Source organism: Algoriphagus faecimaris (assembly GCF_900101705.1).
Classification (GTDB): Bacteria; Bacteroidota; Bacteroidia; order Cytophagales; family Cyclobacteriaceae; genus Algoriphagus; species Algoriphagus faecimaris.
The window spans coordinates 1-17,728 of record NZ_FNAC01000057.1; the positions used below are offsets into that span (position 1 = coordinate 1).

At 41.5% G+C, this 17,728-nt stretch carries 8 protein-coding genes; 1 reads left to right on the forward strand and 7 read right to left on the reverse strand.

All coding sequences use genetic code 11. The features are described 5' to 3' along the window. From BLQ57_RS21620 to BLQ57_RS19290, 3 genes are all read right to left on the reverse strand, one after another. Nucleotides 1-9,049 (reverse strand): MBG domain-containing protein (locus BLQ57_RS21620; protein WP_139162821.1); only part of this gene is annotated, 9,049 nt, incomplete at its 3' end. Nucleotides 9,050-9,154: 105 nt separating this feature from the next. After that, a complete protein-coding gene (locus tag BLQ57_RS19285) occupies nt 9,155-9,802 on the reverse strand; it encodes a response regulator (protein ID WP_087941240.1) in 648 nt (215 codons plus the stop codon). A 19-nt stretch (nt 9,803-9,821) separates the two neighbouring features. Beyond that, nucleotides 9,822-11,786, reverse strand: coding sequence for an ATP-binding protein (locus tag BLQ57_RS19290; protein WP_087941241.1), 1,965 nt, complete (start codon nt 11,784-11,786; stop codon nt 9,822-9,824). 979 nt (nt 11,787-12,765) lie between these two features. Between BLQ57_RS19290 and BLQ57_RS19295 the strand changes: the two genes are divergently transcribed. Next, nucleotides 12,766-13,992 carry a hypothetical protein gene (locus BLQ57_RS19295; RefSeq protein ID WP_087941242.1) on the forward strand — a complete coding sequence of 409 codons (1,227 nt, stop codon included), beginning with the start codon at nt 12,766-12,768 and terminating at the stop codon, nt 13,990-13,992. A gap of 223 nt (nt 13,993-14,215) precedes the next feature. On the opposite strand, the gene BLQ57_RS19300 is transcribed toward BLQ57_RS19295, so the two are convergent. The 4 genes from BLQ57_RS19300 to BLQ57_RS19315 form a co-directional block, all read right to left on the reverse strand. Continuing rightward, nucleotides 14,216-14,683 carry a DinB family protein gene (locus BLQ57_RS19300; RefSeq protein WP_087941243.1) on the reverse strand — a complete coding sequence of 156 codons (468 nt, stop codon included), beginning with the start codon at nt 14,681-14,683 and terminating at the stop codon, nt 14,216-14,218. Between the two features lie 234 nt (nt 14,684-14,917). Further along, nucleotides 14,918-15,382 (reverse strand): DUF2207 domain-containing protein, encoded by a 465-nt coding sequence (locus BLQ57_RS19305; protein ID WP_169712806.1) that lies wholly within the window; start codon nt 15,380-15,382, stop codon nt 14,918-14,920. A 180-nt stretch (nt 15,383-15,562) separates the two neighbouring features. Further along, nucleotides 15,563-15,940, reverse strand: a complete 378-nt coding sequence (locus tag BLQ57_RS19310; protein WP_205635646.1) for a glycosyl-4,4'-diaponeurosporenoate acyltransferase CrtO family protein — start codon at nt 15,938-15,940, stop codon at nt 15,563-15,565. A 394-nt stretch (nt 15,941-16,334) separates the two neighbouring features. After that, nucleotides 16,335-17,728, reverse strand: a 1,394-nt coding sequence (locus BLQ57_RS19315) for a PAS domain-containing sensor histidine kinase (RefSeq protein ID WP_139162822.1), incomplete at its 5' end; no start/stop codon positions are given.

The following is a 17,728-nucleotide window of genomic DNA, read 5'->3' on the forward strand; positions in this document are numbered from 1 at the left end:
CTGTATAAGTGAAGGTCAGGCTTGGATTGGCCTCTCCGTAGATTTTCTGCTTATTATCGGCCGTGATCGTCAAGTCCTTCTTGCCGATCGTCAGCGTGCCATCAACCAGCGTAATAGCATAGTTCTGATCCGCTCCGCCTTCCAGTTCGATTGGGTATTCTCCCACGTTCGAGCTTGCTGTGGCAGTCGTGCTGATGCTTGGCTCGGTAGCCACTTTTGTATCACCGTTGACCAAGCCTGTGTAAGTAAAGGTCAGGATTGGGTTTGCCTCGCCATAAGTCTTCTGCTTATCGTCGGCCGTGATCGTCAAGTCCTTCTTGCCGATCGTCAGCATGCCGTCAACCAACGTGATTGCGTAATTCTGATCGGATCCACCCGCTAGTTCGATTGGGTATTCTCCCACGTTCGAGCTTGCTGTGGCTGTCGTGCTGATGCTTGGTTCGGTAGCCACTTTCGTGTCACCGTTGACCAAACCTGTGTAAGTAAAGGTCAGGATTGGGTTTGCCTCGCCATAAGTCTTCTGCTTGTCATCAGCCGTGATGGTCAGGGCTTTTTGGGTAATCTCAAAGTCTGCACCGGTATAGTTTATCGTGTAGTTATCTCCTGCGGTAAGGCTGCCTAGACTGATCGCATAGCTTCCTACATTCTCTCCGGCTGATCTGACTATTGATCCGGTGAAAATACTCTCATCGTCCCCGTTGCCGAAGTTGCTGGCTGTGTAGGTCAAGACAGGATCGGCTTGTCCGTAAACTTTGCCTTGATCGGCATCGGCAATCACGGTCAGCGTTCTCTCGGTGATTTCAAAGTCTGCTCCAGTGTAATCTATTGTGTAGTTGGCTCCCGCACTGAGGGTGCCCAAATTGATGGCAAAAGTGCCCACATTCTCTCCGGCTGCTCTTGCCAAGGCTCCTGTCAGTATACTTTCATCGTCACCGTTTGCAAAACCACTCGCCTGATAAGTGAAGGTTGGATCAGCATCGCCGTAGGTTTTGTTCTGATCGGCATCTGCGGTAATGGTCAGCGTTGCTGGGGTGATTTCAAAGTCCGCTCCGATATAGTTAATCGTGTAATTGTCCCCTGCATCCAAACTGCCCTGATTGATCGCGTAGTTCCCCTCATTCTCTCCGGCTGCTCTGCTGAGTGCACCTGTCAGGATACTTTCATCGTCTCCGTTTTCAAAGCCGGTCGCCTGATAAGTGAAGGTAGGGTCAGCATCGCCATACACCTTGCTTTGATCGGCATCGGCAATTACGGTCAGCGTTGCTGGGGTGATTTCAAAGTCCGCTCCGGTATAGTTAATCGTGTAATTGTCTCCGGCGTCCATGGTGCCTAGGATGATCGGGTAAGAACCTACATTTTCTCCGGCTCCTCTTGCCAAGGCTCCTGTCAGGATGCTTTCATCGTCTCCGTTTTCAAAACCGGTCGCCTGATAAGTGAAGGTTGGATCGGCATCGCCGTAGGTTTTGCTCTGACCGGCATCGACGGTAACCGTCAGCGTTGCTGGCGTAATTTCAAAGTCCGCTCCGGTATAGTTAATCGTATAATTGTTCCCTGCATCCAAGCTGCCCTGATTGATCGCGTAGTTTCCTACATTTTCTCCGGCCGTTCTTGCCAAAGCTCCTGTCAGGATACCTTCATCATCAGCATTTTCAAAACCATTTGCCTGATAGGTAAAGACTGGATCAGCTTCACCGTAGATTTTGTCCTGACCGGCATCGACCGTGATATCCAAAGTTTTCTCCGTAATCGTAAAGTCCGCTCCGATAAAGTTGATCGTGTAGTTAGGTCCAGCATCCAAAGTACCCAGGTTGATGGCATAGGTGCCTACATTTTCACCTGCTGCCCTTACCAAAGCTCCAGTCAGGATGCTTTCATCGTCTCCGTTTTCAAAACCGGTCGCCTGATAAGTGAAGGTTGGATCTTCATCCCCGTAGATTTTGCTCTGGCTGACATCTGCGGTGATGGTCAGGGCGGCAGGGGTAATCACGAAATCAGCCCCTGTGAAGTTGATCGTATAATTATCGCCTGCACTTACAGTACCCAGGTTGATTGGATAGGCTCCCACATCTTCTCCGGGTGCTCTACTTAAAGTGCCTGTAATAATCGAACCGAAGTCCCCATTTGTAAAACCAGATGCAAAGAAACGGAAACCACGGTCAGGATCGCCATATGTTTTTTGCTGTCCCGTAAAGACTGAAACATTTAAAGTGGCAGGAGTAATTTCAAAGTCCGCACCCATAAAATTGATAGTATAATTTGGACCTGCATCCAGTGTGCCCAGATTGATGGCATAGGTACCTACTCCCGCACCAGCAGCTCTTTTTAGTTCACCCGTAAGGATACTTTCATCATCGCCACTATCAAAGCCAATAGCCTCGTAAGTAAAAGTTGGATCTGCCTCCCCATACTCCTTGCTTTGATTCGGATCTACAGTAATAGTCAGGGTCTTTCTAGAAGTTGTAAACGCTACCTCGTCTCCATAAGTCGTGAAACCATTTTGATTAGTAGCAAATGCTTTAACATAATAAGTGGTATTTAGCTGCAAGCCTGTTACAAGCTCAGAAAAGCTACCTTCACCTGAGCCCATCACCACTTTGAAGTCTGATATATCAGGATTTGTTGTAGTAGAATAGACTACTCCATATTCGGTGATACAAGCAGCTTGATCAGTTTCAGATGTTGTAATTATTTCCCCGCCAAGTTCTGCGGTATTTGATGTAATCGTTGAAGCTATTGAAGTTTGAATTGATACTGAAACTGGTTGAGAAATAATGACATCAATTGATTTTGACAAACCTCTAGAATCAGTCACTGTCACCGAATAATTGCCAGCTTCCAAACCATTTATAGTTGCATCTGTTTCATCATTTGACCAGAGATAGGTGTAAGGAGCCAAACCTCCTGAAGCAGTAACAGAAGCCGAACCATCTGAACCATTAAAACAAGTGACATTTGAAACTGTCGTGCTTAATTCCAACTCAAAAACCTCGATGAAATCTGTTTTGGTCAAAGTCCTTGAACAGCCATCCAAATCCTGCAATGTTAATGAAACAGTATACAATCCACCATTTGAATAAGTATGTGTTGGATTTTGTGAACTTGAAGTTGAGCCATCTCCAAAATCCCACAACCTAGATATAAGGGGTGCGGAAGAAATTGAGTTTTCAGTAAACTGAACTTCCAAGGGACCATTTCCACTTTCTTTATCTACACTAAACTCTAAATCAGGACCATTAACCTGAACATAATTAGTTTTGGTCATCGAATCGGTACACGTGGATCCTGTGTTGACACTGAGTGTAACGGTAAACGTTCCGCTTGACTGATAGGTGTGAGAAGGATTCTGTTCAGTAGAAGTTGTTCCATCCCCAAAATCCCATGCCCAAGTGGTCGCACCTTCTGATCGATCCTCAAAGTCCACTGTCAATGGCCCGCAGCCAAACGTGGTATTTGCGGTAAAGTCAGCAGAGACGGGCTGATTCGAAAATACTTTTTCTGTGATCGAAGAGCATCCAGTGATGGTGTCGCTTACGGTGAGGCGAACAGTAAATTCTCCAAATGAATTATAGCTGAAAATAGGGTTTTTAGCAGTACTTGTTCCACCGTTTCCAAATTCCCAGAACCAGGTATCGACATCTGTGGAAAGATCTGTAAAGAATACAGTTATAGTTTCAGAACAAGCCTCAGCTGGACTAAGTCTGAAAGCTGCCTTTGTCAAACAGCCCTCCTGCAAAACAGTCAGTTGAGCCTTCAAGACCAAGGTTTGGAAATTAACCCCCGAAATCGTGGCAGTTACTTCCTGCGATCCTACCTGAGTTCTGCCATTGTTGGTATAGGCTACCGAAGCACCTTCTGGCAATGTCCCACTGATGGCCAATGACTTTTCATTACCGTCAAATTCAAAATCAGCATCAACAAAGGATATTCCGGCAATGATTGCAGGAGTAATCGTTAGATTAGCAGTCAGTATCAAAGTGCTAAAGTTATCACCCGAAATAGTTGCTATAACTTCCTGATAACCAACATTCGTTCTGCCGTTGTTGGTGTAAGTTACCGTGGCTCCCTCGGGAAGGGTGCCTGAGATGGTAATTGCTTTTTGGGTGCCATCAAAGTCAAAACTAACATTCTCAAAAGTGATACCTGGATTCACTGTTAAAGTAAAGGTATTGGTAACTGATCCTCCATTGCCGTCATTTGCAATCACATCAATACTCATAATACCTATATTGTCATTTAGAGGCGTTCCGCTGAAAGTTCGCGTCAATGGATCAAAACCCAGCCAAGCCGGTAATGGACTACCATCATTCAATTCTGCGGTGTAAGTCATCACATCTCCCACATCAATATCCTCAAAAGTATTGGAAGCAAATTGGAAATTGAAAGCTACTCCCTCCATTGCATTTTGATCTGGAATCGCATTGGCTACAGTAGGAGCATCATTTACAGGAGTGATATTGATTTCTATGGTAGCAATCAATATATCTGTCCCTCCATTTGATCCGGTATTTCCATTATCGTTGATACTGACCTCTACAGACGCCGCAGCATCCCCTGACAGATTTGCATCAGGGCGGAAATAGATATTGGTTGGTATATTTATATAATTATTTAGGTCTGTTAAACTTCCGGTAAATGTCGCCTCTGTAGAAAGTTGACCTGATAGCGTAATCCCTGTTCCTTCTGCATAATCAAATACTCCTCCTACTGCTCGAAGTTTTAGTGTCAACTCACCACTTCCGGCATCTACATCGGAAATTGTAGCGGCTGAAATATCGAAAAGATCCTCAGTAGCGTCCTTTTTCACTGTGATCGATGAGGGCAGACCTGTAATGGCAGGATCATCATTAATTGCGTCAATATCAAAAATGACAAATGCGGTATCAGAATCTGAATTCCCGTCATTGGCCACAATGGCGATGCTACCTGCTCCTGCTCCGTTTAAATTAGGGGAAGACAGGAACGTAGCCGCATCAAGGGCGGTATTCAGGTTTGCCAAAGTACCCGATGCAGTAAAGCTTGCCGAACCATTACCCAGCCCTCCGAAAGTAATGCCGGTAGTACCTATACTTAGGGTACCTCCCGTCACAGTAAAGGTCAGTATTAAGTCATCACCTTCTTGGTCAGTAACGTGTATAGCATCAGGTATGTCATAAACGATATCTTCCTGTACCCCGATAATGGCAGGCAATGTTACCACAGGTGCTGTCCCCTTTTTTATGACCACATTTTGCGATTGCGTACTGAAATTGCCCGCAGCATCGGTGTAGGTCCAGGTCACCAGTGTATTTTCGTTAATCGGAAAAACAGCATCATTAGTCACCGTCACACCGGTTGTACAATTGTCTGTTGCGGTGGGCGGGGTCAGTTCCGTGACTGGAGCCTCAGCGGTGACCTCGGGTAAGGTGACTACGTCCGGTACCGGCGCGCTAAGATCCTTAATGACCACATTCTGAGTTTGTGTTGATGTATTTCCATTACCATCATCATAAGTCCAGGTCACAACCGTGGTGCCCTGAGTTGCTATGGGTAAAACAGCATCGTGGGTTACCGTAACCGTAGTAGCACAATTATCTGTTGCTGTTGGCGCTGTAAGCCCCGTAACTTCACAATCGGCAGCAATATCGGGTAAGGTAAGCAGATCCGGTACGGGGGCTGTTTTATCATCTGTACATCCCGTAGTATCACAACCCGGTCCACCATCTGTAATTTCCCATCCAAAGGATTCTATTAATTTAGTCCTGCCAGGTTCGCCCAAGCAATAGTTACTATTACCTGCACTAAAAATCACATCGCGTTTTAAACCCAAATTGCTCCAACTGTTCAAAAGCTTATCATAGTTTTCTTCTGATAGTGAGACCCCATCAAACATCCCCTGCATATTGGTAATCGTACTCACATTCCAATGGCTAAAATCATAATCCAGGCTTGTGGCTCCGGCAAACATGTAGGAAAGGTCTGTGGCATTTATTAAACTAGGAGCATCTTTTGCATTGATCACCAAGTTGGAACAACCGTTAAACGAATTTCTCATCGACCTCCAATTGCTAATACCCCATTGATCAATCGAAAGTAAATTGTTTTTATAAGGTGAATCTTTAAAATTAAAATTAATCCCTAATGCATAGATGACAATTGTATGGATTCCAGGTTCAGCAAACGTATGGGTTATTGCTCTGGATTCAATCTGTACAGCAGAATTTAGAGTATAATCAAACACACCATCGTTATCCCAATCAATCCTATAAAAGTTATATCCTACTACCGGCAGCGTAATTCTTTCGTTAACTGTAGTAGTTTGCCAAGTAGTTACAAAAAAATCAGTATCATATCCGTACTCATACGGACCTAAGTCTATTTGACCAAGAGTACGTTTCTGACCGTCCAAATCTTTCTCTAAAGTATTATAAGATTTATCTCCTGCATCCCTAACGATTCCAAGTTGCGCGTGGAAATCTCCAGCGGTTGTTGGTAAAGCTTCGGTATTAAAATCGATACCTTCCACAAACAATGGGTCTGCATTTGAAACAATACCCGAGCTGCTTATATTGGCCACCAAACTATTTGCGTAAGTTGCATTTCCCGAAATAGAAGCACTAGCCGTAGTTGTGCTGCTTTGAGCACGGTTATTCCAGATAATACTGTTTTTGACGGCTAAAGTACTGCCTAAGGGACTGGAAATTGCTCCTCCATCTGTTGATGCACTATTACCTGACAGAGTTGAGTTAATCAATGATAAACTTGATACATCACTATAAATAGCACCACCGATGTCAGCTGTATTTCCTGAAAAAATACAGTTGATAAACTCCACCTCAGCATTAATACTAAAAAATGCACCCCCTGCCAAATTTGCTGTATTTCCGGAAAAAATACAGTTTCGAAACGAAGAAGATGAATTGCAGGCTACACCCCCACCAACACTAGTTTCATAAGTAGGGCCATTGGAATTACCTCCCGAAATGATAAAACCATCCATTAAAAAGGGTAGTGCACTTAATGAGGTCACCACCGTATATGCATTATCGGAATTATTCAAACCGGCCTGATCATCTTGTTTTAGGTCCCCACTTAAAATGGTGGGGTTATTGGCATAATCCCTTTGATCCAGGCTGGTTTCATTACCTGAAAAACCTCCATAGATGGCTATCTCATTACCTAACAAAAATGTTGATAGCCGATCATTATCGGTTTGGTTTGTCCCTTCATCCGGGTAATAGTTGCCACCTGCAACCCATATTTGTTTTCCTTTATAACACTGAGCCCCATCCAGCATAGCCAGTGCAGAGTTTAAATACTTTTTAGCGGTGGCCCAGCTAAGCCCATCGCCATTATCATCAGGCTGGTTTGCATTTACATATATTTTTGATGTGTTTATGGCACTACTGGTAATGCTGTAGTTTAAGTACACAACATTTTGATTGCCCGATGCATCTGTAGCCACAACTTCTTTGACAAAGCTCTTACCTATATCTGAGCAGGTCACCGTGAACGGTTCTGCCTGAACCACACTAGCCACCCCACAATTATCCACAAAATTTAACTCTGGCGGAGTAATAGTCAACGAGGTTCGGAATCCCATATCTATAACCCCAAAGTCGGGAGCATTAATAATTCTTGAAGTCGCTGAAGTAATGGTAGGTGCAAAATTATCGACCACTGTCACCTGGGCCGAACAACTTCCACTATTACCATTTGCGTCTGTAACCGTTAAAGTGACCGTATTTTCACCTAAATCAGTGCAGGTGAAAGTGTTTTTTGAAGTGGTCATTTCCACTAAAAAGACATCATCAAGAGAACCACCATCAATTGCCGCGGGATCTAAAGTTGCCTCCCCGTTTATACCTGAAGCAATACCTATTTGGCCATCATTGGTAATATAATTTCCCTGCCCCAAAAAAAGGACTGTGTTTTTACAGACTGCTACCGGAGGCTGGTTATCGTAATTAACCTGATAGCTTACTGTCCCATTTTGGGAATTTGTCACATAACCACCATCCTTAAACGAGCGGACGGGATATTTTGAAGAAACATAAGAAGAGCCACCACCCCCTCCACGCTGCTTACCACCTCCACCACCGCCATTATAACCACCACCACCACCTCCGGCACCAAAGCTATTCCACAAAACTTCTGAGCAGCTTGAAAAACCAGGATCGTAAAGCCATGGGCTTCCGGCACCGCCCCCGCTGTATCCGGTTCCCCCGCGACTGCGGTCTTTTGTTCTTACTTGTATACAGCCTTCAACCTGAAATGGAGTGTCCTGATTGCAATTAGTGCCAGAATAAAAAGTATCTTCCGGATGATAACCTCCCCAACCCCCATCGCTGGCTGACTTTCCTGTTATGCTCTCACTATGAATTCCAGTGTTTACTCTCGAGATTCCACTAAGCCCTCCTCCTCCTCCTGCATGAATGCTTAATTTGTCTGAGGATCTAGCAACTATAGCCCCTAAAGACTCTGGTGTGTTATTTCCGGTAGTTCCATTTACTCCTGCATTTCCTGAATCACCACAGGTTGTGGCATGTCCATCTGTTACTGTGCCTCCCGGCCTTCCCGAGGATTGATAAGTTTCTACAGCAGACCCACCGCCGCCACCGCCGGCAAGCGCAATTAAATTGCCATTATGATCCAGCAGAGCTGTAGATGCTCCACCACCACCACTTGCTATAATAGGATGGGATTCGTTTTCCCCATGTTTACCCATGTAAAAGGTGATTCTTTTCCCCTCGTTTTCAGATGTGATGGGCATCGTAAAGGTCACTGTACCTCCTTCTCCCCCTTGCGCAACAAGGTCTGTAAACAATCCATCCCAAGTTGCTGTGCCTCCATCACCTCCTTTTAAAGTAAAGGTAATACTTGCTGCCCCAGTGCTCAGTAAGGGTATGGTAGCTGTTGCAGTAGAACGTACCCTTATAGATGCATTATCAAATACAATAGCAGTTTGTGCGGTATTGGTCAAAGTGCCATTGTCTGAAAAGGTAGTGACCTGGGCAAGGCTTAGTTGAGCAATTAAGAAGCAGAGACAAAAAAAAGCGGTTGACTTCGTCATAATCAATAGGTCTTTTTAAGATCCTCAAAATTATTGACGGGGCAGTCCTGATAAAATACGTAACTTATGCAAATATTACGTAGAGTACGTATTCGATTGAGATACTTACAGACTGTTTATGATCTCGGCATGGGAGTTAATCCAAACAGACAGCGTGTTGGACACGGGCTCCAGTTCTAACTTGGCAATGATGTTGGTACGGTGCTTTTCAACCGTGCGTTTAGAAATACTCAAGGTTTCACAAATCTCTAGGGAAGTCTTATTTTGAGCAATTAACCGGATGATGGTACGCTCTGAAGGGGTAAGTAAGCTTATTTTTCTCAACTCCTCATTAGCCAATGTTTCAAAATCATCCTCAAAGGACTTGCTGTAGTAGTTATTGCCTTTCATCACCTCAGCTATACATAAAACGATTTCTTCAAAGCTGTCCTCTTTCAACAGATAGCCCTGTACGCCCACTGTTTTGGCCTGTACGACAAAACCTTTTTGCTTATGATAGGACATCATAATAAAACGGGTTTTTAATTGCTGGTTTTTTAAACGGTTTACTACTTCAAAACCATTTAAAAAAGGCATTTCAATATCTAAAAAAGCGATATCCGGGTTGTGCGCATGGATAGCTTCAAGCGCCGAAGTACCGTTGGTTGCAGTTGCCACTACATTATATCCCGCCTGCTCCAGTTCTTGTTGCAGCCCGGTCAACATTAAGGGATGGTCATCTGCCAGTATTACGGAAAGGTTGGGGGTAAACATAAATTTTTAACTTATACTATTATAAGGTGATTGAGATTTTTAAACGTGTTCCTTTAGTGGTTTCTGAATGCACTTCTAAGTGAGCCTTAATAATCTTACAGCGTTCCTGAATGGACTTTAAACCTAAACTTTTACCGGAATCTGCCACTTCTTTATAATCGAAACCTATTCCGTTATCCTGTACGGTCAAGCTTACCCGGCTTTGCTCTTTTAAGACCGTTACGGCTACTGTACTGGCTTTTGCGTGTTTTACAATATTTTGTAAAGTTTCCTGAAGGATTCTATAAAGGTGTAGTGCTTTTTCTTCGTTCAAAACATCATCTACAAAAGCGATCTCTGTGGTAAAAAACAGTTCTGTTGTCGAGTCGAGGTCGTTCACAAGCTCTTGTGCGGCCTTTGTAAAACCCAGCCGTTTAAGTACTACAGGATACAGGTTGTGAGAAATGGCCCGTATATTAGCCAATGTATCTGTAGCCAAGTCTTGGATGAACACATCTCCGGAACTCTTTGCCTTTCGCGTGAGCAACATCAGTTGTTGACCCACACTATCATGCAACTCCATGGCCACCCGGTTACGTTCCTGTTCTTGTGAGGATATTACGTATTGTGAAAATTCCTCATTCTGCTTTTGGGCCTTTTTTGCAAACCTCCGTGAACGTAAAACATTGTAGAAAGCGAATGCAAAGACCAATCCCAAACCTCCAAAAATAAGCCATTGCCTCTGCAACTTCTTTTGCGCCTGTAATAAATTGATGTTGCTCTGTTGCGCAGCTATCTTTAAATCACGCTTTTCGGTTTCATAAAGGGTCTGATAATAAGTTAAAACCCGTGCTTTTTGAATATTGGTTATAGAGTCTTTAAGATGTGAGTAGCTTTCAAAATGTTTAAGGGCTTGATTTTCATCACCAAGCAACTTATATACTTTAGAAAGAAAGTAGTCAGCTTCCTGAATCTCCTCATATTCCTTGCTCTCTTGTTTAAGATTGAGGTAAGCTGTTCCATAATCCAGTGCCTTTTGATACTCTTTTTCGGCAAATGCCAAACGCTTTTTTGCATCTAAATAAAATGCTTCATTAAAACCGCTTATCTGGTCAGGCTCGCGCTCTAATTCGGTCATTAGCTTATTAGCCTTAGCTAAACTATCATTCTCGGCATAGGCCCCTATTAAGCCAAACGTCAATATGGGTTTAAAAAAATCCTGATACTCTGATGTCTCGTTTGAGGATAGAGCCTGTTTTAAATAAGCAATGCGTTTGTCTTGTTCCCCCATCTTATTGGCACTGGCCGCCGCATTATAAAAAATAGAGGGTAAACTGGGGTATTTTTTATAGGCTTCCGCCAAGCTGATCAGCTCGTTGCGCTCTTTGGTCTCTTCATCATAAAACCCGTTTTTCCCATACAAAATGGTCATGGAATTTTTGGCATTGATCCAGTTGAGGGTATCCTTATCCTTTTGAAAATAACCTATGGCCTCCTGAAGGGTAAGGGAGGCATTGCCAAACTCCCCTTTATCAACATATACAATCCCTTTTCCCAGCTTGGAAAGTCCCTTCAGGGGAGTGTTCTTGTCTTTGGCATAGTAAAATGCACTGTCAAAGTTGGAGATTGATTCTTCAAATTCCCCCGAATAATAGTAAAGATCAGCCAACTCAAAATAAAACTTACTTATTACTTCTTTATCTTCCACCGATTTTAATAGCGGGATAGTGTTGGGAATAAGGTCTTTTGCCCGGGCTGCGTTTTCATATTTGAAGAGATTGATCAGGTTAGCGGTGTGCTTTACCGCTACATCATAGTCCCTCACCTTTTTCGCTAGCTCAATGGTTTCATACAAAAGGGAGTCATTGCTTTGATTTAAAGAACTTAAGCTATCCAGTTCATTAAGCCTATTTTTAGGTTTGGAAGAAGTATCCTGGGCTTTTGTACTTGGTACACAAAGGGCGCTAAATAAAAGCAAAAAGAAAAACCAAATGGTAATCCTCATTGAAAAACAAGTAATTAAAGTATAAAACTAATTTTTAATTTGACTCAAGAAAATAATAAAGCCAATTTGTGTACTAGAAGCAACCTTACTTTCTGATTGGAACGGGAGCCCAATTTAATATAAAATGGACGTAATAGTAACTGTAACCTTCCCCTTTTTCTCGTAATGTGAACGCATAAAATTGGTATTTGCGTCAAAACCTCATCAGCGAAATTACTCTCCTCAAAAAGCAAGTTCCCTCAGAAAAAGATTTGACTGTAAATACTTCGATGATTTTCAAAAACTTAGCTTGAATAGAGAAAAAACCTGAAGATTTGAAAGGGACGATCACTCAATCCTATCTTTGATAATGAAAAGAACCCGAAAAAGGTTGTTCTCTTGTGAGGATATAGTATCAAAAACTTGAGTTCAAACCCGGAACAAATTATCCTGATTTATTCATCCTCTTGTGTAAGGACTGTGATCATTGAAGGTTTTGAAATCTCTTAAGTACGATACTTGAACGCCCGCGAAAAGCTTTCGTATTATTCTATTTCAATTTATGGTATCGCTTGGTACAAATTCTCGAAAAACCTAGATCCAATCCGGGATTCAAGAGAGAAGGTAAGGGCAGTAATATTTGGCCATGTGTCCAAAGAAACCCTTTGCGGTGAAAATTAGCTTTATTCACCGCATTTAGTGCAAGATTTATGTTGGCGCTGCGGTGAATAAATATATATTTAAGTAAATAATCCGGATTTTTCTAAAAAAACAAAGTCTCTGGATAGACTCAAATTCCTTTTGTCCTTCATAAATTTTTAAAGTAGACTAATCTCGGACCATTGCATGCTGACTAAGTATTGATAAGCCGATTGTCATGTCTCAAAATAAGTTTAATAGCTAATCTTGGGGAAGCAGGTCAAAATCCTAAAAATTCTTAACTGGAAGTGGATTTTTCCTGGAAATTCTATCTTTAGATTTCCAATTTTTCTATACAATTATGAAAATTACTCCAATAATCAAGGCTTTGATCCTTTTTCCTACAGGGGTCTATATCCTGCTTTACGCCTTTCCTTTTCCATTAAATCACATCCCCTTCACCTATGAGCTATTCTCAAAATATGTAATGGCCCTGCAGGAAAAGTATATTCTTTTTTTTGGTCAGACTATTTTGGAAATGGAAAGTTTTGAGAAAATCCAGATGACTGGAAGCGGGGACACCACCTATGACTATGTACGTATTCCTGCCCTGATCACCCTCTCTTTTTTCATCGGTCTAGTTCTAAGCCTTTTAAAATACACCCAATCTAAAGGATCTGAATTTTATGCATGGATGCTGGTTTATGCCCGGTATTTTGTGGGATTAACCTTAATATCCTATGGTGTTGCCAAATTCCTTGAAGGCCAGTTTCCGGGCCCTACCTTCTACAGTATGGAAACTAGGGTGGGTGATATTTCTCCTATGGGTTTGGCTTGGAGATTCTTTGGCTATTCGGACACCTATAAAATCTTTATGGGACTTTCCGAAATCACAGCAGGTCTCCTTCTTCTTTTCCGAAGAACTTCCATTCTGGGAGCCTTAGTATCCATCGCGGTCTGTCTCAACATTGTCTTGGTCAACTTTTCATTTGATGTACCGGTCAAGTTGTTTTCTTCTCATCTCTTATTCTTTTCAGTTTTAATCTTACTCCCTCAAATCAAACCTATATTCGATTTTTTCATTCTTCATCGGGAGAGTTCCTTGGAAAAAATCAAACCCCATTTTACCCAAAAGAGACCAAAGATAATCAGATTACTCATTGTAATTTATCTGGCAGGCATCATCCCGATCTCCATGGTGTCCTCCCATTTTCAAAGCCAAAAATTTAGAACCATGGAAAATAAGTGGGAAGGGCTTTACACTTTTTCAGAGATTGACTCCGTGCGGCCTTGGAATAAACTGATCTTGGAAAAAAATCTGATGGTGCTACAATCTGAAAATGGGCCTAGGGAATTTTGGGCCATTCATGAAATTAAGGACAATGGAATACTCCTAATCAAAAACCAAGAGGATGACAGCAAGCCCCACGAGCTCAAAATCAAGAAATCTGCAGACGATCAATATGAAGTTCAACTTCGGATTGGAGACAAAAAAGTAGATGGTGTAGGTACTAGAAAGGATAAATCAAGCTACGAATTGGTAAAGCGCGGATTTCATTGGATTAATGAGTACCCTTATAATCGGTAGGAATGAAAACAGGAGGTTTCCGGAAGTAAAATGAAGGAGAAGATGGTTTTGGGATCCCTTCCTTCCTGATTGATCGTGATATCATAGTTCCCTTAAATGTTGGGACAAAGTACAAGTTTGATCCGAAAGAGGGGAAGTTTAGGACTCTTAAGATCCGGTAAAAAATTCGCAGTTTATACTCAGCTTTTTTTGAGGAAAACTTAAGTTTCAGCCAGGATCATATTCAATCCCATATCTGAGGGCGATCGATATTCATTGTTCGCAAATAGGAAAGAAACTGTCCTGCATGAACAGATTCGTGATACCCAATCCGAAATAAATAATTACCAAGGATTTTCTTTTCTCCATTACCCGGGTGCACGATTTCCGTTTCATTTAATTCCCTATCCGAAAATCTTTGAATACTTTCTAAAAATGCTTCTCTATAGGGTTGGGAAAATTCAAGCTCCTCCATAAGGTTTATGAAAGGCCGGTTTTCCCAGGGCGTCTTATAACTTGACATATCTCCTTGATTAATAATAATGTTCCATCCATAATCAGCCTCTAAAACATGTCTGATCATTTCTTTCGCACTCATTGCATTCTCGTCTGGCTTCCAATTATAATGGCTTTTGGGTAGTCCCATCCACAGCTTTATACTTCTTCTTCTAATTTCTGTGAGATTTAAAACTATGAGTTCAGATTGAGTCATTTTTTTTTCATGCGTTTAAAATTGCTTTTTAAGGGTCACTACCTGTCCCGAACCTCGGGAGAATCTCGCAGGATTACCCCAATAGATCGGGGCATCGGAGTGCGCAACGGCTACGTCGTACTCAATTTGATGTGTCTATAATTGAATAACTAATCATAAAATTTATTGAAACACTTTTCGGGATAGTGTCAGAAATGGATAGAAAGATGAATACAAAAACCACCCCTGCTGCAATTAGTAATTTATTTCCAAGTCGATTTGCCTGCCTTCTTCACTTGCCTTTTTATCCATTCCCGAACCTACCACCATCCCAATTACCATCCCGATGGGTAGACCTATGCTCAAAAAAGCCATATTCCCCAAGCTCGTCCCAAAAACCACCCCAAGAGGAATCCCAAAAGCAGCCATTCCTACTGACATCCAAATATTGCGGTAGTGATTTTTTGCTACAATTTTATGTTCCTTCTCCAGCAGATTTAAAATACTGGATTGCGTCTTGGCAATCATTTTCTTCAGGTCTTTTTCAGATTCTGAAAAAGTGTTTATTTGATCAATTTTTTGATTAATTGAAATTTCAGTTTCTTCCGAAAGCTCCTTTTTTTTCAACTCGTTTAGGAGTTTGTCCAATTGAGCATAGGCACTTTCAAGCTTCTCATTTTGGACAATACCTTCCTTTCTTTTTAATTCGCTAAGTTCCATTCGATTATTATATTCTTGACCTAAGAGGTCGCAGTCACAGGTAGATATGTGGACCTCATGCTCAATTTACCTCTTATCCATTCAAAAAAGTAACCCCTGCCTTTTTATGCAAAAATGCTGTATAGCACAAGGCTAGTTTTGTGAATATCAGTAGAATCAAAACCTTTTCAAGTTACTTTTTCACTTTCTTTTTTCCAAAAGGAGTTTAAGCCGCTCAATTTGAACTCGATGATTCCGCTGCAAAATAATCGGATATAGGTTTCCTACCAGATTGATAAAGGTGGAAACCAAAAAAATGAGGAAATACCCTTCCATGAGAAGGTAGAAAGCAAGGATTGATATAGCAACAAAAGCGGCTAAGTGACCAAATTCCGATTGCCTAGTTTGCGTATCAAAGTCTTCAATTCCAGCTTTGGTACCATTAAAATACTTTTTCCTATTCTTCTCTTTCCCCCAAAAGAACTTCAGTAGGAGCATTTTAAAATATTCCACGCCCAAAACTTGATAGGTCAAAGCGAGATTCCCTGAATTCTTGATCTTATAATAGGAGTTTGGCAAAATTTGGTTGGTCAAAAAGGCAAAACCAAGTAATGCGAAAACCCCTGTAACAAATAAATTTAAGGCAAAGGAAAAAGCGATTAACCCCTATCCAACTAAATTGAATTGGATTGGTCAGTTCCAGAAACCTGAGCAATTCCAGCGAACGGTAAGCCAAGAAAATGGATGCTAGGGTAAGTAATAGCTTTCTTATCATATTTATTTCAGGCTTTATTTCTTTAAGGTATGCAAAAGTCTCTTTATATATAGAAGCCTCTTAATCTGATTTTTCCATTGATTTTACCTGGTATCTCAAAAGAATAGAATTTTTACAGCTGGCAGTTTAGACAAGAATTTCTTTCGTGATCCAATACTCCTAACCTTACAGGATAATCGCTAAATCTTCGGCCCTTTTTTATGAAGATTTTGGGATTGTGAAATAGAAAGTAGCTCCCTCACCAAGCCTTGATTCAACCCAAATTTTCCCCCCCATCAACTCCACATGCTTTTTAGCTGTAGAAAGACCTATTCCTGTACCTCGAGAGATATTAGGATTGTGAATGCGTTGAAAGATTAAGAATATTTTTTCTGAATATTGGGTATCTATCCCGATTCCATTGTCCTTGACAGAGAAGAGACAATGCCCTTGTCTCTCAACGGCATTAATTTCTATAATGGGTGAACCTTCCTGCTTCGAGTATTTTATAGCATTGTCCAACAAGGCATGAAGGATCTGAGTAATACCTACTTTATGAATATGAAGAATCGGTAAATCTGGAAAAGTAATCCTTACCGATTTTTCTGAAATAAGCTTTTTACGGAGTAATTTGTATTCAGTTACAACCTGATTAACATTCACTATTTCCTTAAGATCTATAGGACTACTAACCTTCGAATATTCCAAGATATCAAGGATAATCTGTCTCATACGCTTAGCGCCATCAGTCGCAAAGTGAATATACTGGTGAGCTTTCTCATCCAATTGATTCCCATACTTTCTTTTCAACTGTTCCATGAAGCTGGAAATCATTCTGAGGGGCTCTTGTAAATCATGAGAGGCAACGTAGGCGAACTGTTCTAATTCCTCGTTTGATCGTTCAAGATCCTGGGTATACCTTTTCAGTAATTCTTGATTTTCGCGTTCTTTAGATATATCTGATGAAATCCCTATCATCCCCACTAATTTATTATCATCATCGTAAACCGGAGCATTAGTAACTCGAACAGGAAAAAAGTTTCCGTCCTTTTTTTGAACCTGAAATTCACCTGACCACGTTTTCCCATTTTCAAGGATTTGCGATATCTCTGCTACCTCTAGCTCATTAAGATCATTGGGAATTAAGAGATCCATTTTTTTCCCTATCACCTCCTCTGCATTCCATCCATAGATATCCTCGGCTGCCTTACTCCAATAATTAATAGTTCCACATAGATCTGTCGAAACTGCAGCTTGTCCTATTCTTTTTAATAGGTTAGCCTTAAAGGTATTTTCATTTTCAAACAATTTTTGCTCAGTAATATCCGCCATGGCTCCTACCATCCGAATGGCGTTTCCTTTTGCATCCCTCACAATAACTCCCTGATCTATAACATATACAATCCCTCTTTCTTGATTGATGATCCGGTAATCAAATTTCCATTTTTGCACATCAGGATTTTTTATTGCCTTATCAAGGCTTTCCTTGATTTTTTCCACATCATCTGGATGAAAAGGGTCTGTCCAAAAATCAGATGAGCTAAATGTTTTTGCAGCCTCTTTGCCAAAAAACAATTCAATGGCATTAGACCTATAAACTTTATCATTTACCA